We start from the raw sequence: 18,576 nt of genomic DNA, 5'->3' as shown, positions 1-18,576 counted from the left end.
GTTCCGCTTCAGCAGTCATGTGCGAACGACTGCCCCGAACTTCCCCGTCCACACGCGCAGTCGCGTCCCGACCGCCGGCAGGCCTGGCGGGGCTGCGACGATGGGGGCATGAGTGCACAGGACAAGGACAAGTTGCTGGCCGAGGCCGTACGGCTACGGGTGGACGGCCGCCCGGAACAGGCCCGGGAGCGTCTTCTCGCGCTCACCGCCGCATTCCCCGAGGCGGCCGATGTGGCCTACCAGACCGCCTGGGTCCACGACGTGCTCGGCCTGGAGACCGAGGCCGTCCCGTATTACGAGCGGGGTCTCCAGCTGCCCGGTCTCACGCGGGAGGAACGCCGGGGCGCGCTCCTCGGGCTCGGCAGCACCTACCGCGTACTCGGCAGATACGGGCAGGCCGTCGAGACGCTCCGCCGCGGCGTGTCCGAGTTCCCGGAGGACGGGGCGCTGCGGAGCTTCCTCGCCATGGCGCTGTACAACGTCAACGAGCACCAGGAGGCGATGGAGATCCTGCTGCGCCTGGTGGCCACGACGAGCACCGACCCCTACGTGGCGCGCTACCGGCCGGCCATCGAGCACTACGCGGCGGACCTCGACGAGAGCATGTGACACCACCGAGTCCTTGCGCACGGGCGCGCACGGACCGGAAAAGGGGGAGCCCCGGTCGGATCGGGGGAATCCGGCCGGGGCGGTTCATGGGTGGGTGCGGAGAGCGCCGCACCCGGCGGGGGCTCCGTTCACCCACATATAGGTGAACGGTAAACCACCCCGACCATTCCCAGGAATCGGCACCCCCGGATGTGACCGAGAGCACCGACCGGGGCCCGTCACCCCACCCGGTCATCGCGTCAGCGGGCCTCACGGAAGAGGACGTGCTGCCCCGCGGCCGGGTCGTACTTGCGCAGCTCCAGCCGGTCGGGGTTGTTGCGGCGGCTCTTGCGCGTCACATAGGTCTGCCCCGTGCCGGCGGTCGACCGGAGTGTGACTACGGGCCTGGTTTCACTGCGCGCCATGGGCACCTCCAGATGCGTACACCGACCCCCTTCCCGCGATGGGAATGGGTGTCGTTTTCGTTCAGGTCGGTTAACACGCAGCGGAGCGGCCCCATTCCCCACCCGCCAATACGGGGGCGCACATCGTTCCCGAATCGCGCGCGGGCGTGCGCCGGGGGCCTGGCATCGTGAACGACTGACCCTCAACGCCCCTTTAACAGCAAGGGTGTTCGGAACCGCGCCGCATCGCAGGGCCCATGACATATGCCGGAAGCAACAACGTATCGAGTGTTGCCAAACCCCTTACGGGCTCCCGCAGCCTGTGCGACAGTCGTCACGGTCAACCCTTGAGAACTGGCCGCCGCGCCTGTATCGGAGTACGAGATGCCGTCCCATCTGTTCGCGGACCGCCCCGCACCACAGCCTCCCGAGCGAGATGCCGTCGACGCGTTGATCCACCGGACCCGTCGGCTGCGTGGAGATGTGGACGCCGTGCGACGGGACGCCGTGGTGATCGACGAGGACGACCCTCAGCTGCGCTGGCAGCGCGCGCTCTGCGACCTCGCGGTCCACCATCTCGATGATCTCGACGGACACCTGGGACAGCTCAGGGAAGGGCTGCCCGTACAGGCCACCGGCGAGGCGGAGCCGGCGGCGGCCCGGGAGCGGGTCATCGACCCGCGGCCCGGCTCTCTGCTCAGCAGGGTCGGCAGCGCCGAATGGAATCTGCTGACCGACGAGGTCAGCTGGTCCGAGGAGCTGTACGAGATCTTCGGCAGGACTCCCGCATCAGGGCCCATGTCGCTCGACGAGCTGCCGTCCTTCCTCCTCCCCGAGGACCAGCCGCTGCTGACGTCGATGGTGACGGCCTGCCTGGTCGACGGCAAGCCGATAGACGGCGAGTTCCGCATCCTGCGGAGCGACGGTCACATGCGCACGCTGCACATGATGGGGGAACCCGTGCTCGACGCGGACGGGTGCACCGCCTCCATGTGGGCCGTCCTGCGTGATGTGAGCGAACTGCGGCGCAGCCAGCGTGCCGTCGGACGGACCCGCGAATCGGCGAGCCGCGAGCAGCACATGGCGCGGACCGAACACCGGATGGCCGTCGAGTTGCAGGAGGCCGTGCTGCCTCCGTGGCGTGGTTCGCTGCGGCTCCCTCGACAGGGAGCCGGCGCTCTCGACATCGCGGGCCACTACCTGCCGTCGGAGTCGAGCAACCTGATCGGCGGCGACTGGTACGACGCGCTGGAACTGCCGGACGGCAGGACACTGCTCACCGTCGGCGATCTGACCGGCCACGGTATCCCGGCGACCTCGGCCATGGCCATGATCCTCGGAGCGCTGCGCGGCATGGCCGTGGCCGGGATCGAGCCGGGAGCCCTGATGGGCCACCTCAACCAGCTGCTCGAATCGACGGTGCAGCCGGCCCTGGGCAGCGCCGTGTACTGCCGCTTCGACCCCGGGACCGGAAGCCTCGCCTGGGCGCAGGCAGGTCACCCCGCGCCCCTGCTGTTCCGCGGCGGAGCGGGGCGTCCCTTGCCCCGGCCCGAAGGCGTACTGCTCGGCGCGGCCCCCGGAGTCGCCTATGAGCAGGACGAGGTGCGGCTGCTCCCCGGAGACGTGCTGTTGCTGCACACGGACGGCCTGACACGTCGCAGGGACCGGGGTGCGGGCCCGGAGGCACTGCTCGCTCTTGCACCGCGCTTCGCACAGGCCCGCACGGCGCAGGACTGTGTACGAGCCGTCGTCGAGGAGTTCGGCGGGACCGAGCGCCTGGACGACGCCTGTGTGCTGGTTGCCCGCATCGGAACCTGAAGCGGGACGGGAACAGGGCAGCGCGAATCGGCTCGGCACGCCATGAGGGTGTGCGGTTTTCGCGCTGTGACGGGTGGACGGTGACACGGCGTCCGTCAACGGCGCCGTCCGGGATCAGATCTGGCTGCCTCGGGACTTCTTGAAGGTGCTCTGAGGCAGGGCCAGTTCGATCTCCTCGCGCAGGTCCTCGATCTTCGCGTACCCCGCGAACTGACCCGTGAGCCGGTACATCTCCCGGAGCCTGTCCCAGGTGCGGTGCGAGGAGGTCTCCCCCATCGACACCAGGGCGAGCCGTGCGTACCGGTCGGCCTGCTCGGGGTCGTCGGCGATGAAGCAGGCCGAGGCGAGCGAGATGTAGTCGAAGATCTTGGACCGCTGGCGACCGTTTATGCGCAGGTCCAGCGCCTGCTTGGCGTGGCGCTGAGCGGTGGTCGCCGCCGCCGGATCGTGCTCGGCGAGCGTACGGAACGCGAGTGCCTGCATGCCGTGCATATCGGCCTCGTCGAACATCTGCATCCAGCTGGGCGGCGGGACGTCGCCCTTGTCCGAGACGAAGAGCTCCTCGGCTTCTCCGAGCGTGCGCCGCATGGCCTGGCCCCGGCCCATGGAGGCTTGTGCCCATGCCTCGATGGTGTGGAGCATCGCCCTGGTACGCGGCAGTGTCTCCTCTCCGGAACCGGACTTGGCGAGCTTCATCAGGTCAAGGGCGTCGTCGGGACGGCCCAGGTGCACCATCTGGCGTGCCGCCCTGGACAGTGCCTCGCCGGCGCGTGGCCGGTCGCCGCCCTCGCGCGCCGCGTGGGCGGCGATCACGAAGTACTTCTGGGCGGTGGGTTCTAGGCCCACGTCGTGGGACATCCAGCCCGCGAGCACGGCGAGGTTGGCGGCGACGCCCCACAGACGCCGCTGGAGGTGGTCGGGGTGGCGGTAGGAGAGCATGCCGCCCACCTCGTTGAGCTGGCCCACGACCGCCTTGCGCTGGAGGCCGCCGCCATGGGAGGCGTCCCAGGCACGGAACACCTCGACCGAGCGCTCGAGCGCCTCGATCTCCTCGGAGCCGATGGGGGCCGCCTCGTACCGGTCGAAGCCGGCGTTGTCCACGTACATCGCGTCATTGAGGCGTGGAGCATGGGCCGCCGGAGCGGGGTCGGTGTGCAGCCAGTCGTACATGGCGCCGGTGAGTGCTGAGCCAGCGGCGAGCGCCGCGCCCGCGCCCACCAAGCCGCGTCGGTTGAGCATGAGGTCCATTCCCGTGAATTCGGTGAGGACCGCTGCCGTCCGTTCGGGCGCCCACGGGAGGCCGTCGGGATTCTTCTCCATCCCTGTGTCCCGCCGTTTCCCCACACGCCCGCGCCGGCCGAACCCGAGGTCCTCGATGGTCACGACACGGCCGAGTCGCTCGGTGAACAGGGCAGCCAGCACTTCGGGCACGGGATCTCGGGGGGACTCCCCCATATCGATCCAACGCCTGACCCGCGAGGTATCGGTCGCCAGTTGGAGGTGGCCCATGGCCGCCGCCTGTCGGTTCACCATTCTCGCGAGTTCGCCCTTGGACCATCCGGCCAGGCCGAACAGGTCGTTCAGGCGGGTGTTGGGTTCTCCGCTCACGTCAAGCCCCCAGGTTCTCGGCTGACTTGACACTAACCCTCTGGCAGATGCGGGTCGACTATTCGCCAGGGTTCGCCAGGGTGCGCCAGATGGTCTGCCACCCGTAGCCCGGTGTCAGGTAGGAAAGCGCCACCCCGCCCGGCAGCCCTAGGTACTCCCCAGGGTGCCGGACGGCCGCCGGCCGGGGCGGCGCACGCAACTTGTCGGCGCACGAAGGGATCTGTCTCGCTCATGTACACAGCATCGTCCTCCGTGTCCGCCCCGCCCCGCCCGTACCGTCCGATGGGGGCAGGTGGCGGCCCGTATCTCGACCCCCACGCCGCTCCGGCGCCCGGCCCGGGTCGGACGAGGCGGCCGGGGGGGCTGGGTACGCAACCGCTCAGCGGGAGAATCGACTTGTCCGGCCCCCAGGGCGCGCAGCTGAGGATGGCCATCGCCTCGGTGCACCGCATCTGCCCTGAGTTCAATCCCGTGCAGGTGCTGCGGCGCAGCGGCCGGTCGGTCCTCATCGTCGGAACCACCGGGCGCACCACGGCTGTGGCCAAGTGTTTACTGGACCACTCGCCCGCGTGGACGGAGCGGTTCAGACACGAAATAGCGGCATACCGCGCCTTCGTCCGTCATCGCCCACCGGTGCGGGCACCCCGGCTCATCGCCGCGGACCCGGAGAACTGCACGCTGGTGATCGAGCGCATGCCGGGAAGGGTCGCGGCTCTGACGAGGCATCCGGTGGAGGCCCCGCCGCGGGCGGATGTGCGGGCGGCTCTCGGAGCGATCAACCGGGTCAACAGCTGGCGGCCGCCGGCGGGCCTGTTCGAGGCGCCGCTGGACTACGCGTCACGGATCGCCCGCTATCACGAGTTGGGGCTCTTCACCGACCGTGACCTGGGTGATCTGCAGAAGCTCCTGCACGGTCTCGCCCACGCGGGCAACAAGCAGGGCATGGGGCAGTTCTGCCACGGTGACGCGCTCCTGTCGAACATTCTGCTGTCGCCAACCGGCCCCGTGCTGGTCGACTGGGAGCACGCGGGCTGGTATCTGCCCGGGTACGACCTGGCGACGCTGTGGACGGTGCTCGGTGACGCCCCGGTGGCGCGGCGCCAGATCAGTCAGCTGGCCCAGGTCAACGGACCTGCGGCGCGTGACGCGTTCCTGGTGAACCTCATGCTCGTACTGACGCGCGAGATCCGTACGTACGAGACCGCTGTGCAGCGGACCATGCGGGAGGCGCCGCCCGCGGGCGGCGGCCAGGACAGGCCGGGTGCGCTCTCGTCGGGCGAGGAGCAGCGGCTGTTGCTGCGCCGGCTGCACGATGACTGCGCCATGGCGCGCCGGGCCGTGCGTGCCGCCGTGGGAACCCGCTGACCGCACCGACGGGGAGGAGCGTGCTGCGGGACCGGTGCCGACACATCGGTTCCGCAGCACGCCACGTGCTGTGCTGGTGAGCGGTCCCCCTGTTGAACGGGCGAGAACGCGGCCGCGGTGGGGCCAGGGGCGCCGCCGTGGGTGCACCCTCGCGTCAGCGGGCTCGCACCACGTCCACGTCCGAGGTCTTCACGAAGCCGATCCGGTGGCCGATCTGCACCGTCACGTACTTCTCCTCGCCGCTGAAGTACGTGTGGTCGTACGGCTTCGAGGAATCGATCGTCGGCGCGTAGTAGTACCCGGTGGGGGCCTCGCCGCCGCCGGGGAACGCCTGGCCGGGCTTGATCGTGTACGGGAGCGCCGTACCGACCCGCTGGCCCGTGAAGTCGGCCGGGTAGTCGGCCTTGTCCGGGTAGGCCACCCCGTACACCGGTACCTCGCCCTTGCCTGCCTTGGGCTTCACGACGTGACCGGAGGTGGGTGTGGTGACCCCGGCTCCGCCCGGTGTCCGGAACCATGCCTTGTGGCCGTACCACCAGATCGCCGTCCAACCCCCTGTGCGGCCGGCGACCACGGCTCGCTGGGTGGCGGTGATCTTGCTGCCCCAGTCGGCCGCGCAGTTGGTGCCGGGCGAGCCGTCCGGGTGCAGCCCGGGGTCGGAGAAAAGCGGGGATCCGGCGTCCGGCTCCGTGTGGAGCGGGACCGCGCTACTGCCCTGAAGCGGCAGGTCGACACCCTTCTCGCAGTCGCGGAACGCCTGCTTGTTGCTCTTGAAGTCCGGGCTGACGGTGACGAGTTCGCTCTTGGCCGGCGCGGTCGGCACGGTTGGCCTGCCCAGCAGCGCCATGAAGCGGTTCCAGTCCCAGTAGGGACCCGGGTCCCAGTGCATGTTCCGTGTGCCCACGGTGCTCGTGGGCGGCACCGAATCGTGGCCGATGATGTGTTCGCGGTCGAGCGGTATGTCGTACTCGGCGGCGAGGTGACGCACGAGTTTCGCCGTCGACCGGTACAACTCCGGTGTGTACCACTTGGCACCCTCGGCGGCGACGCCCTCCTGCTCGATGCCGATGGAGTGGGTGTTGAGGTACCAGTTGCCCGCCTGCCAGGCGACATCCTTGTTCTTCACCATCTGCGTGACATGACCGTCGCCTGAACGGACGACGTAGTGGGCCGAGCTCTGGTTCCGGGGGTTCTGGAAGATCCTGAGAGTCGTGTCGAAGTCGACCTCGGTGTCGTGCAGCACGATGAACTTGATCTTGTTGGTCTTCGCCCGGTCCGCCGTGTCGTAGTTGCCGTACGTCTCCTTGTCGGCCGGGTCGCCCGTCTGCTCGTAGGCCGCGGGCACCCAGTCGCAGCCGAGGTCGCGCGGACACTCCGGCCGCACCTCTTCCGTTTCGGCATGGGCCACCGGAGCGAGCAGTCCGACGCCGAGCGCCCCCACCGTGGCCAACGCGAGAGCGAGTCTGGTCCGTTGCTTGGACGTCAAATGACAACCCTTCTGAGAACCGGTGGTGGGCGCACACACTCTGTGGCGGGTGGTAATGGTGCGTCAAGTGTGCTGCGGAAATGGCGAAACGAGCCACTGGACCAGACCAGTGACAGGGGGTCTGACCTGCGGTTGGAAAGATCCGACCGGAGTGCTGCCGGGTCCCGTTACCCGAGTTTTACGAGATGCCCCCGACCGCCGCACTTGTGTGACTAATCCACGTCGTGCGTGCCCCGGATGGCGGAGGGGTAGTGCTGGCGCGGACAGGACCGGTCCGTGCGAGCAGCGCGCGGATGCGTGGAGGTACTCGGAAAGGCCGCAGGCACATGGCACAGCCCTTCTCACTGCCGGACTTCTATGTTCCGTATCCGGCACGGCTCAACCCTCATCTGGAGGAGGCACGGCGCCATACCAAGGAGTGGGCACGCCGGATGAACATGCTGGAGGGATCCGGCATCTGGGAGGAGAGCGACCTCGACGCGCACGACTACGCGCTGCTCTGCGCGTACACCCACCCCGACTGCTCCTCCGACGCCCTTTCGCTGGTGACCGACTGGTACGTGTGGGTCTTCTTCTTCGACGACCACTTCCTGGAGACGTTCAAGCGCACACTGGACCGGGAGGGCGGGAAGCGGTATCTGGACCGGCTGCCCGCCTTCATGCCGATGGACCTGGCCGAGGGCACTCCGGAGCCCGAGAACCCGGTCGAGGCGGGGCTCGCCGACCTGTGGGCACGCACGGTGCCGTCCATGTCGGACGCCTGGCGGGCCCGGTTCGCCGAGAACACCGAGCATCTGCTGAACGAGTCCCTGTGGGAACTGTCCAACATGGACGAGGGGCGGATCGCCAACCCCGTCGAGTACATCGAGATGCGCCGGAAGGTGGGCGGGGCCCCCTGGTCGGCGGGGCTGGTGGAGTACGCCGCGGATGCGGAGGTGCCGGCATCGGTGGCCGGGTCACGGCCGCTCGGGGTGCTGCGGGACGCCTTCTCGGACGCGGTGCATCTGCGCAACGACCTCTTCTCGTACCAGCGCGAGGTGGAGAACGAAAAGGAGAACAGCAATGGAGTTCTGGTCCTTGAGCACTTCCTCGGGTGTACGACGCAGGAGGCCGCCGACGCCGTCAACGATCTGCTGACGTCACGGCTCCAGCAGTTCGAGAACACCGCGCTCACGGAAGTGGGCCCGCTCTGTGCCGAGAAGGGGCTCACCGCCGCCGAGACGGCCGCCGTCTTCGCGTACACCAAGGGGCTTCAGGACTGGCAGTCCGGTGGGCACGAGTGGCACATGCGGTCCAGCCGTTACATGAACGGCGGTGGGGTTCCGGCCGGGCCCGCCGATTCCGGCTGGGGCATGGCCGCCGCGTCGATCCGCTTCACCCCGCGGGCGGAGGCGGCCCGCCTGCGCAGCCATACCCATGTGCCGTTCCAGCACGTCGGCCCGTCCCTGCTGCCCGACTTCGACTTCCCCTACCCGCTCACCCTCAGTCCCCACCTGGCGGCGGCCCGGGACCGGAACATCGTGTGGGCAGGGCGGATGGGCATGCTCGAAGGGGTGCCCGGCCGGCCGGGCTCGCACGTCTGGGACGAGCGGCGGGCGCGCAATATCGATCTGCCGCTCTGCTCGGCGGGCCTCGACCCGGACGCGACACCGGAGGAACTGGACCTGTCGTCGAACTGGCTGACGTGGGGGACGTACGGCGACGATCTCTATCCGGTCATCTACGGGCGGTCCCGCGATGTGGCAGGGGCGTGGGCGGCCAATGAGCGGCTGCGGCTGTTCATGCCGCTGGAGGGCGGGCCTGTTCCGGAGCCGTCCGACGCGATGGAGCGCGGGCTCGCCGACCTGTGGGAGCGGACGGCCGGGCCGATGGACGACGCTTCGCGGCGTACGTTCCGCAAGTCGGTGGACGACATGCTCGACAGCTGGCTCTGGGAGCTGTCCAACCAGGTGCAGAACCGCATTCCCGACCCGGTCGACTACATCGAGATGCGGCGCTTCACGTTCGGCGCGGACATGACGATGCGGCTGTGCCGACTGTCGCACGGTGACCGGGTGCCCGCCGACGTCTACCGCAGCGGGCCGATCCGTTCGCTGGAGAACGCGGCGGTCGACTACGCGACGCTGCTGAACGATCTCTTCTCGTACCAGAAGGAGATCGAGTACGAGGGCGAGGTCCACAACGCCGTCCTGGTCGTGCAGAACTTCTTCGGGGTGGACTACCCGACGGGTGTGTCCATGGTGCACGAGCTGATGAAGGGCCGGATGCGGCAGTTCCAGCATGTCATCGAGCACGAACTGCCGGTGCTCTACGACGACTTCGCGCTGGGGGCGGAGGCCCGCGAGATCCTCGACACCTATGTGATCGATCTGCAGAACTGGATGGCCGGGATTCTGAACTGGCACCGCTACTGCGTCCGCTACTACGACGCCGACCTGCGGTCGGGTACGGGCGGAGCCCCGTGGCACCTCAGCGGTCCCACGGGGATCGGCACGTCGGCGGCGCAGGTGGCCTCCCTCCTGACGCCTCAGGCGGTGAACACGTAGCGCCGGCCCGCGAGGGTCTTGAACCTCCGGTAGCCGCCGGTGAACAGGCCGCTGTGGACGGTCAGTTCACCGGTGCGGCCGGCGGTGAGGACGATACGGGTGGCCTCTCCGCCCGCCCAGGTGATGTCGACGGTGACGCCGCCGCGCGCCCGCAGCCCCCGGACCGAGCCATCCGGCCAGGCGGCGGGGAGCGCGGGCAGGATCTCCACCGCTCCGGTACTGGCTCTGGAGCAGCATCTCCGCCATACCTGACGTGGCACCGAAGTTGCCGTCGATCTGGAACGGGGGGTGGGTGTCCCAGAGGTTGGGCAGGGTGGAGTTCTTCAGCTGTTCGGTGAGCATCTTGGTCGCTCACATGGGTGGCGCGCAGCTTCTCGTACGTCTGCCCGGCGGCCGTCTCGACGGCGCGGGTGACGGCACCGTGCGGGTCGTCACCCCGGTAGGCGGGGTGACGGTCGGCGTAGTCGGTGCCCACCGCCAGGACGAACGTGGCGCTGTCGGCGCCCTTAACGGTGAGGGTGCCGTCGGCGCCCGCGGTGTCGAGGCGCTGCTGGACTCCGGCGAGCGCGCCCGGTCTGGGGGTGGTCCAGTTGCCGGAGTCGTGTCCCGGGACGGAGCCGGGCCCGCCGGTCCACAGGGTCTTCTCGTTGAGCGTGAGCCGCTCCGACGCGAGGGTGCCGAAGACGCTGGCGCCGAGCGCACCGCTGCCGATGGGCGGTGAGCCGCGTTCCCAGTCCGCGGCGGGTGCGCCGTACTGGAGCAGGAGTGCCGATGACGCCGCCGCCTCGGACGCTCCCGCTGATTCATCGGACGTACCGGCCGCTGCGGCCGTTCCTGCCAGGGATGGAATTCCCCCCACCAGGGCGCCTGTTGCGCAGATTGCGGACTTCACTGTCGCGCGTCGCGTGATCCCGGATGTCATGCCTACGACGCTGAAAGTCCGATGACTGCCTGACAAGGCACATGACAAAGCCGCCTCTTGGACGGAGGCGGCTGAGGCTAGGACAGAAGCGAACCGGGCCCGTGGCGGGACGTTTCAGCCCTGCTGGAAGAGCTCCGCGGGGAGCGGCTTCAGCAACGCGTAAAGATCGTCGGTGATCGGCCGGTCCCAGCTGGCGATGGTGACCAGGACGCCGTCGCTCCGGTCGAACTGGACGCAGGAGATACGGCTCTCGGAGAGCTTGACGCGCCGGACGATCAGGAGGTTGTCGCCCTGCATGACCGGCGAGTCCTCGGTGCCGGTCACCTCGACCGGCTCGTCGTTCTCGAGCGCGAGCAGCAGTTGGGCGACCTCGAAGGGGACCTGGCCCTCTTCGGTGTCGCGGGCGGGCGAGCCCTCGGGCAGATTGCCGATGATCATCGCCGGGCCGCGCCCGCCGAACAGGTCGTACCGCAGAAACACGCCCTGGCAGGTCCCGTCGGGGGCAGGAAGCAGACCGGCGCCGAGGTTACCGGGCCAGTCCCCCGGATCCATGGCCAGGACGTCGAAATCCGGGCCCGCGGGTGTGGCGGCGCTACGGCGGCGGAGGAAGGACATGCCGACATGGTACGTGTCCCGGCTCACGCCGCGGAGCCGGGCCCGGCCCCCGGGCGGCCGTGACCGGCGCTTTCCGGGTCAGCCGGAGGCGTGGGGGCCGGGACCGGCTCGGGTCAGGCCGACTCGGCGGCCAGCCGCTCCAGCACACCCACGGCCTCGGCGGCCCGCTCGTAGGGGACGAACAGGTGGTCGTGGTGGTATCCGGCGACCACATTGCAGCTCAGCCCGGCGTCCGTGAGGGCGAGCGCCACGGCGGCGGTCAGCCCTACGGCGTCCAGGGCCGAATGGACCCGGAGGGTGATCCAGCCGGCCACGTAGTCGTGCGCCAGACCTGCGGCGTCCGCTTCCGCCTCCGGCAGCACCAGGGTCAGCCCCTCGCGCTCGGTGACCGTGACGACGGGGGAGGCACCCTCGGGCACCTCCCCGTCCGGCACCGTGGTGAACACGTAGCGGCCGGGGTTGAGCTCGGGTCGCATGCTCTTCAGCAGGGTTCGCAGATCGCGCTCGCCAGTCATGGGCGTCAGGCTACGGCTGCGGTGCGCGGTGCCGCTCGTGGTGGCGGGCCACCCGGGCGCGATTGCCGCAGGACGGTTTGCACCACTCCTGGCGGGGGTGCTCCTTGAGGAAATAGCGCACGCACCTCGGGGCGTGGCAGGCACGCAGGGAGCGTCGGTCGGGTCCGGCGAGGAAGCCGATCGCGGCGCGGGCGAGCGTGGCGGCCACGGTGTGGGGCCCCGTCCCGGCGGGGGTGGCCGGACGGTCGGTGGACATCGGTTCGCCGCCTTCCCGCCACTCCAGGACCGGCACGGTGGGGACGGCTGCCGCGGCGGCGTTGAGCCGTTCCAGCGCCTCGGTGACCGGCAGGAGCCGCCCGGCATCGGCGGGGCTCGGCTCGCCGGGGCTTACGGCGTGCGCGAAGAGCGCGCGGACCGCGGCACGCAGCGACCGGACGGCCGCGAGGGTGGCCGCGTCGGCCTGCCAGTCGTCCTCCGACACCCGGCCGAGACTGTCGGGATGCTGCCGGACCCACCGGGTGAGGCCCGCGGGAGCGTCGAGGTCGTCGGCGACACCCCCCTGTCCGTCGTGGCGGATGGTGAGGGCGAGAGCGAGCGTGAGCTGGGTGTCGGGCCGGGCATCGGGCCGGGTGTCGGGCATACGCCTAACGATAAGGCCGACCCCAACCATTAACGCAGGGTTACGTTAGGTTGAACTCACTGTGCCGCGCGTTCACCACGGACGCACCCCATTCCGCCGGGGTGAAGATCAGCTAAGGGCTCCCGTGCCCTTGCTGCCCGACTGCCAGTCGGCCTTGCTCAGGTCGAGCCCCGGCTCGTCCCAGCCCGCGAAGTGCGTCGGTCGACCGTCCCCGGCCAGGGCCCGGTTCAGCTCGTCGGCGGCTGGGAGCCGACGAGCCACATCGAGAAGAACTGCGCCCCTCCCCCGTAGGCGTGACCGAGCGCCTTGCGGGCGCCGTCCACCTGATGCCCGCCGGCCAGTCCGCGTACCTGAAGGGCTGCCTCGGCGAAGCGGATCATGCCGGACGCCCCGATGGGGTTGGTGGACAGAACCCCGCCCGAGGGGTTCACCGGCAGATCGCCGTCGAGTTCGGTGGCGCCGGACTCGGTGAGCTTCCAGCCCTCCCCCTCGACCGCGAACCCGAGGTTCTCCAGCCACATCGGCTCGTACCACGAGAACGGGACGTACATCTCGACGGCGTCGATCTCCCGGCGCGGGTCGGTGATGCCCGCCTGCCGGTAGACATCGGCCGCGCAGTCCTTGCCGGCCTGCGGGGAGACGAAGTCCTTACCGGCGAACAGCGTCGGTTCGCTGCGCATGGCTCCGCCGTGCACCCAGGCGGGCGGATGCGGCGAACGGGCCGCCCCGCCCCGGTCGGTGAGGATCATGGCGCAGGCGCCGTCGGACGAGGGGCAGGTCTCGGAATAGCGGATCGGGTCCCAGAGCATGGGGGCGGCCTGGACCTTCGCCAGCGTGATGCCGGGGTCCCGGATGTGCGCGTACGGGTTCAGCAGGGCGTTGCGCCGGTCCTTGTACGCGACGAGGGAGCCGACCGTGCCGGGCGCTCCGGTGCGGCGCATGTACGCACGGACGTGCGGGGCGAAGAAGCCGCCCGCGCCGGCCAGCAGCGGCTGCTGGAAGGGGACGGGCAGGGAGAGGCCCCACATGGCGTTCGATTCGGACTGCTTCTCGAAGGCGAGGGTGAGGACGGTGCGGTGGACGCGGGCGGCGACGAGGCTGGCGGCGACGAGGGCCGTGGAACCGCCGACCGATCCCGCGGTGTGGACGCGGAGCATCGGCTTGCCGACGGCGCCGAGTGCGTCGGCGAGGTAGAGCTCCGGCATCATCAGGCCCTCGAAGAAGTCGGGTGCCTTACCGATGACGACGGCGTCGATGTCCGCCCAGCTCAGCCCCGCGTCCTCCAGTGCGCGGAAGGCGGCCTCGCGGACCAGTCCGGCGATGGAGACGTCGTGCCGGGCGGCGACGTGCTTGGTCTGGCCGACGCCGACGACGGCTACGGGTTCCTTAGACATGGGCGCGCTCCCCTTCCAGTACGGCGACCAGGTTCTGTTGCAGGCAGGGGCCCGAGGTGGCGTGGGCGAGTGCCCGGTCGGACTCGCCGCGGTGGATGCGTGCGGCGGCTTCGCCGAGACGGATGAGGCCGGTGGCCATCACGGGGTTGGCGGCGAGCGCGCCGCCCGACGGGTTCACGTCGACGTCGTCACCCAGTCCGAGCGCCTTGCGCAGGACGACTTCCTGGGAGGTGAAGGGGGCGTGCAGCTCCGCGGTGTCCACGGGACGTTCGAACGCTCCGGCGCGTTCGGCCGCGAGGCGGGTGGAGGGTGAGTCGGTCAGGTCGCGTACGCCGAGGGAGTGGGCCTCGATGCGGTGGTCGATCCCGCGGATCCAGGCGGGGCGGGCACACAGGGCGCGGGCCGTGTCCCCCGCGGCGAGGATCACCGCCGCCGCGCCGTCCCCGATGGGCGGGCAGTCGCCGGTGCGCAGCGGCTGTACGAGATAGTCGCCGGCCGGAACGCTGCCCCTGAGCTGGGCGTGCGGGTTGGCCGTCGCGGTGGTGCGGCTGCGGGCGGCGATCCCGGCGAGCGCGGGTTCGTCGGTGGCTCCGGCGTCGATGAGTGCCTGGGCCTGGAGTGCGGCGAGTGCGACGGAGTCGGGCCAGAGGGGGGCGACGTAGTACGGGTCGAGCTGGCGGGTGAGGACATCGCGGACCTCGCCGGACGAGGACTTGCCGTAGGCGTAGACGAGTGCGGTGTCCGCCTCTCCGGTCCGGATCTTCACCCATGCCTCGTACAGGGCCCAGGCGCCGTCCGTCTCGACGTGCGATTCGGAGATCGGCGGATGGGCGCCGACACCGTCGAGCGCCATGGTGAAGGAGAACGGGCGGCCCGCGAGGTAGTCCGAGGAACCGGAGCAGGTGAAGCCGATACCGCTCGCCTTCAGGCCCGTCGCGTCGAGGACCTGATGCAGGACTGGCATCAGCATCTCGACCTCGGAGAGTTCGTCGGTGCGCCGCCGGTGGCCGGTCTGCGCGAAGGCGACGATCGCCACGTCTCGCATCTACACCAGCTCCTTGTACGTGTCGTAGTCGGCGTCGGGTTCGCCGGTGGGCCGGTAGTGGTCGGGGTGGCGGCCGCCCTGCGTCCAGACGGGTTCCACGCGCAGCCCCATGCGCACCTGGTCGTAGGGGATGCCCCCGATCCGTGCGTGCAGGGCGAGGTCGGCGCCGTCGAGGGCGATGTGGGCGTAGACGTAGGGGACTTCGATGGCGGCGTTCTTCGCCTTGATGTTGACGATGCAGAACGTCGTGACGGTGCCGCGCGGCCCCACCTCGACCCGTTCGTCGGTGGCGACTCCGCAGGTGGGGCAGGCGCCGCGCGGCGGGACGTAGACCTTCCGGCACGCGGGGCAGCGTTCACCGACGACGCGCTGCCCGGCCAGCGCTTCGAGATAGGCGCTCTGCGCGCGGCCCGGGTGGTACGTGTAGTCGAGCCGGGCGGGTGTGACGATGCCGGCGACCGGGTCGGCGAACTCGCCGCTGTGCGGGCGGGGTTCGGCGGTTACGCTCTCGCTTGCGTACGGTTCGAAGCAGGCGATGTCCGTGATGGCGCCGGTGCGGTCCGGTGCCCAGCGGATACGGACGCGCATGCCCGTGCGGACCGCTTCGGGGCCGGGCGCGTCGAGGACGTGGAGCAGCGCCGTGTCGGCGCCGTCGAGCCGGACGAGGACCCAGGCGAAGGGGGTGCCGAGCGGCTGGTCCCGGCGCGGGGAAGGGTTCCAGGCCCAGGTGGTGACGGTGCCGGTGGCCGCGACCTCGACCAGGTCGCCGATCTCCTCGGCGGTGACGGGGTCGTACTCGACGGGCGGGACCAGGATCTCGCCCCGGCCGGTGCGGACACCGAGGACGGTGCGTTCGCGCAGCCCGGTGAGGAAGGCGCTCTGGACGGGGCCCAGCGAGCGGGTGAAGGGGAATTCGACCACCAGCGGGGCGCTGAGGACCTCGGGCACGGTTGCCTCCTTGGCTCAGGAGCGCCGGTAGACGGGCGGGCGCTTCTCGGCGAAGGCGCGGGCGCCTTCCTTGGCGTCATCGGTGGCGAAGACCGGCAGGCCCCGCGTCAGTTCGGCGGCCAGGCCCTCGCTCTCGGTCATCTCCGCGCTCTCGTACACCGACGCCTTGACCGCCTCGACCGCGAGCGGACCGCAGGCGTTGATCTGTTCGGCGACGGCGAGTGCCTGCTCCAGGGCGGTGCCGTCGGGGACGACCCTGCCGATCAGGCCGATACCGGCGGCTTCCGCCGCGCTGTACGGACGGCCGGTGAGGAGCATTTCGAGGGCGTGGGTGCGGGCGATCTGGCGGGGCAGGCGCACGGTGGAGCCGCCGATGGGGAAGAGACCTCGTCTGACCTCGAAGAGGCCGAAGGTGGCGCCCGCTCCGGCGATGCGGATGTCGGTGCCCTGGAGGATCTCGGTGCCGCCGGCGACGCAGTGGCCCTCGACGGCGGCGATGACGGGTTTGCGGGGGCGGTGGTGGCGCAGCATCGCCTTCCAGTGCAGGTCGGGGTCGGCTTTCATCCGGTCCCGGTACTGCTCGCCCTCCATCCCTTTGCCCGCGAGGGCTTTGAGGTCCATGCCGGCGCAGAAGGAGCCGCCCGCGCCGGTGAGGACGACGGAGCGGAGCGTGTCGTCCTCGTCCGCCGCCAGCCAGCCGTCGTAGAGCCCGACGAGCATCGGCAGCGAGAGTGCGTTCTTGGCCTCCGGCCTGTTCAGAGTGAGCACCAGCGTGGCGCCTTCGCGCCGCACGCTCAGGTGTTCCGTACCGCCCATTGCCTGCCTCCAGTCTCAGGACCTAGAACAGGTTGCAGTAGGAGGGGCCGCAGTTCAATAGTTTTCTGACAGTCAGTCAGATTACTTCTGTGCCTCCTCTTCCCAGTTGCGCCGGTCGGCGCTGTAATGACCGCCGAGTCGCCAGTCACCCCGGGGTCAGGAGGAACGGTGGAGTACAACCTTGCCGACCTGTTCGAGTCGGTCGTCGACGCCGTTCCGGACCGCGAGGCGCTCGTCTACCTCGACCATCCCGGCACGGGTGCCGAGCGCCGTCTCACCTACACCCAGCTGGACACCGCCGCCAACCGGATCGCACACCACCTGCTGGACGCCGGCATCCGCCCCCGCGAGCACCTGGGGCTGCATCTCTACAACGGCATCGAGTACCTCCAGACCGTGCTGGCCTGCCTCAAGGCCCGCATCGTGCCGGTGAACGTCAATTACCGTTACGTGGAGGAGGAGTTGGTCTACCTCTACCGGGACGCCGATCTGGCGGCGCTGGTCTTCGACGCCGAGTTCGACGAGCGGGTGACGGCAGCCGCCCCGCAGGCGGCGAAGCTGCGCCACCTCGTACGCGTCGGAGAGCCCGCCGCGGGCACTCCGGGCCCCCTCGGCGCCGTACCGTTCACCGACGCGGAAGCGGCCGGCTCGCCCGCGCGCGGCTTCGCGCCGCGCTCGGCCGACGACCTGTTCATCATCTACACCGGCGGCACGACCGGCATGCCGAAGGGCGTGATGTGGCGCCAGGAGGATCTGTTCTTCTCCGGACTCGGGGGCGGCGCTCCGACGGGCGAGCCGGTGAAGACCCCGCAGGAACTGGCCGAGCGGGTCGCCGCGGGCGGTGACGGCATCACCTTCTTCCCCACTCCCCCGCTGATGCACGGCACCTCCACCCTCACCGCGTTCATCGGCTTCAACTTCGGCCAGCGCGTCGTCGTGCACCGCAGGTTCGCCCCGGAGGAGGTGCTCCGGACCATCGAGAAGGAGAAGGTCACGAGCGTGTCCCTGGTCGGCGACGCGATGCTGCGACCGCTGATCGACGCGCTCAAGGGTCCGCTGAAAGGCGTCGACTGCTCGTCGATGTTCTCCGTCTCCAGTTCGGGCGCGATCATGTCGGACTCGGTGCGCGCGGAGTTCCAGGCGCTCGTGCCTACGGTGATGCTGCTCAACAACTTCGGCTCGTCGGAGTCCGGCTTCAACGGCACGGCGACAGCCGACTCCGGACCCGACAGGGGCTTTCGGGTCCAGGTCAACTCCCGTACGGCCGTGGTCGATCCGGCGACGTACGAGCCGGTGGTACCCGGTGAGCCGGGGCGGATCGCCCAGCGCGGTCATGTACCGCTCGGGTACTACAACGATCCCGCCAAGACCGCCGAGACCTTCTTCCGGAAGGGCGAGGAACGCTGGGTGCTGCTGGGCGACATGGCGACCGTCGACGACGACGGCATCGTCACCGTGCTCGGGCGCGGGTCGCAGTGCATCAACACCGGCGGCGAGAAGGTCTATCCGGAGGAGGTCGAGCAGGCACTCAAGGCCCATGCGGATGTGTACGACGCGCTGGTCGCCGGAGTGCCCGACGCCCGGTGGGGCAATCGCGTCGCGGCCGTGCTGCAGCTGCGCGAGGGAGCTGCCCGGCTGGACCTGGACGCCGTGCAGGCGCACTGCCGCACCCGGCTGGCCGGCTACAAGATCCCCCGCAGTGTCGTCCTCGCCGACCGCATACGGCGGTCACCGAGCGGCAAGGCGGACTACCGGTGGGCCAAGGCGGTCACGGCGGCCGGCACCCCGCAGGACTGAACCACCCCACACGCCTCGGTCCCGGCGGGGCACCCGGGCCCCGCCGATGGCGTACTCGACGCCGGCCGG

At 70.1% G+C, this 18,576-nt stretch carries 15 protein-coding genes and 2 pseudogenes; 5 read left to right on the top strand and 12 right to left on the bottom strand.

From position 1 onward, the window contains the following. Positions 1-108: 108 nt before the first annotated feature. Positions 109-609, top strand: a complete 501-nt coding sequence (locus ACFWSK_RS01625; protein ID WP_383780450.1) for a tetratricopeptide repeat protein — start codon at positions 109-111, stop codon at positions 607-609. Positions 610-848: 239 nt separating this feature from the next. On the opposite strand, the gene rpmG is transcribed toward ACFWSK_RS01625, so the two are convergent. Further along, on the bottom strand, positions 849-1,013 hold the full coding sequence (gene rpmG, locus ACFWSK_RS01620; RefSeq protein ID WP_362847823.1) for a 50S ribosomal protein L33: 165 nt from the start codon (positions 1,011-1,013) through the stop codon (positions 849-851). Between the two features lie 363 nt (positions 1,014-1,376). Here rpmG and ACFWSK_RS01615 point away from each other — a divergent pair, with 363 nt between their 5' ends. After that, positions 1,377-2,810, top strand: coding sequence for a PP2C family protein-serine/threonine phosphatase (locus ACFWSK_RS01615; RefSeq protein WP_383780448.1), 1,434 nt, complete (start codon positions 1,377-1,379; stop codon positions 2,808-2,810). 114 nt (positions 2,811-2,924) lie between these two features. On the opposite strand, the gene ACFWSK_RS01610 is transcribed toward ACFWSK_RS01615, so the two are convergent. Then, positions 2,925-4,418: a hypothetical protein gene (locus ACFWSK_RS01610; RefSeq protein WP_383780446.1), complete on the bottom strand. Its 1,494-nt coding sequence runs from the start codon at positions 4,416-4,418 to the stop codon at positions 2,925-2,927. A 231-nt stretch (positions 4,419-4,649) separates the two neighbouring features. Here ACFWSK_RS01610 and ACFWSK_RS01605 point away from each other — a divergent pair, with 231 nt between their 5' ends. Then, positions 4,650-5,783, top strand: a complete 1,134-nt coding sequence (locus ACFWSK_RS01605) for an aminoglycoside phosphotransferase family protein (RefSeq protein WP_383780443.1) — start codon at positions 4,650-4,652, stop codon at positions 5,781-5,783. Positions 5,784-5,937: 154 nt separating this feature from the next. Here ACFWSK_RS01605 and ACFWSK_RS01600 read toward each other — a convergent pair whose 3' ends face one another. Beyond that, positions 5,938-7,269: an N-acetylmuramoyl-L-alanine amidase gene (locus ACFWSK_RS01600; RefSeq protein WP_383780441.1), complete on the bottom strand. Its 1,332-nt coding sequence runs from the start codon at positions 7,267-7,269 to the stop codon at positions 5,938-5,940. 326 nt (positions 7,270-7,595) lie between these two features. On the opposite strand from ACFWSK_RS01600, the gene ACFWSK_RS01595 reads away from it, so the two are divergent. Continuing rightward, complete coding sequence (locus ACFWSK_RS01595) at positions 7,596-9,815, top strand: germacradienol/geosmin synthase (RefSeq protein ID WP_383780439.1); 2,220 nt, start codon at positions 7,596-7,598, stop codon at positions 9,813-9,815. On the opposite strand, the pseudogene ACFWSK_RS01590 reads toward ACFWSK_RS01595, so the two are convergent. The 9 genes and pseudogenes from ACFWSK_RS01590 to ACFWSK_RS01550 form a co-directional block, all read right to left on the bottom strand. Continuing rightward, positions 9,797-10,166, bottom strand: a pseudogene (locus ACFWSK_RS01590) (glycoside hydrolase family 95-like protein); the annotation flags it as partial. The gene ACFWSK_RS01595 and the pseudogene ACFWSK_RS01590 sit on opposite strands and share 19 nt — an antisense overlap. Positions 10,167-10,413: 247 nt before the next feature. After that, positions 10,414-10,737 (bottom strand): annotated as a pseudogene (locus tag ACFWSK_RS01585) (glycoside hydrolase N-terminal domain-containing protein); the annotation flags it as partial. A gap of 114 nt (positions 10,738-10,851) precedes the next feature. After that, on the bottom strand, positions 10,852-11,352 hold the full coding sequence (locus ACFWSK_RS01580) for a hypothetical protein (protein WP_383780437.1): 501 nt from the start codon (positions 11,350-11,352) through the stop codon (positions 10,852-10,854). A 113-nt stretch (positions 11,353-11,465) separates the two neighbouring features. Continuing rightward, the gene (locus tag ACFWSK_RS01575) at positions 11,466-11,867 is read right to left on the bottom strand and encodes an ACT domain-containing protein (RefSeq protein WP_383780435.1); all 402 of its coding nucleotides are present in this window, start codon (positions 11,865-11,867) and stop codon (positions 11,466-11,468) included. Between the two features lie 10 nt (positions 11,868-11,877). Then, entirely contained in the window at positions 11,878-12,507 is a 630-nt protein-coding gene (locus ACFWSK_RS01570; RefSeq protein WP_383780432.1) for a CGNR zinc finger domain-containing protein, read from the bottom strand. 227 nt (positions 12,508-12,734) lie between these two features. Next, complete coding sequence (locus tag ACFWSK_RS01565) at positions 12,735-13,901, bottom strand: thiolase domain-containing protein (protein WP_383780430.1); 1,167 nt, start codon at positions 13,899-13,901, stop codon at positions 12,735-12,737. Further along, positions 13,894-14,946 (bottom strand): thiolase domain-containing protein, encoded by a 1,053-nt coding sequence (locus tag ACFWSK_RS01560; RefSeq protein ID WP_383780427.1) that lies wholly within the window; start codon positions 14,944-14,946, stop codon positions 13,894-13,896. Before ACFWSK_RS01560 ends, ACFWSK_RS01565 begins: the two co-directional genes overlap by 8 nt. Then, positions 14,947-15,894: a Zn-ribbon domain-containing OB-fold protein gene (locus ACFWSK_RS01555; RefSeq protein ID WP_383780425.1), complete on the bottom strand. Its 948-nt coding sequence runs from the start codon at positions 15,892-15,894 to the stop codon at positions 14,947-14,949. Positions 15,895-15,909: 15 nt separating this feature from the next. Next, the gene (locus ACFWSK_RS01550; RefSeq protein WP_383780423.1) at positions 15,910-16,710 is read right to left on the bottom strand and encodes a crotonase/enoyl-CoA hydratase family protein; all 801 of its coding nucleotides are present in this window, start codon (positions 16,708-16,710) and stop codon (positions 15,910-15,912) included. Between the two features lie 168 nt (positions 16,711-16,878). Here ACFWSK_RS01550 and ACFWSK_RS01545 point away from each other — a divergent pair, with 168 nt between their 5' ends. Further along, the gene (locus tag ACFWSK_RS01545; protein ID WP_383780421.1) at positions 16,879-18,507 is read left to right on the top strand and encodes an acyl-CoA synthetase; all 1,629 of its coding nucleotides are present in this window, start codon (positions 16,879-16,881) and stop codon (positions 18,505-18,507) included. Positions 18,508-18,576 lie beyond the last annotated feature (69 nt).

The sequence above is a fragment of the Streptomyces sp. NPDC058620 genome, assembly GCF_042717135.1.
Taxonomy (GTDB): Bacteria; Actinomycetota; Actinomycetes; order Streptomycetales; family Streptomycetaceae; genus Streptomyces.
This window is presented reverse-complemented; position numbering and strand designations above follow the sequence as displayed.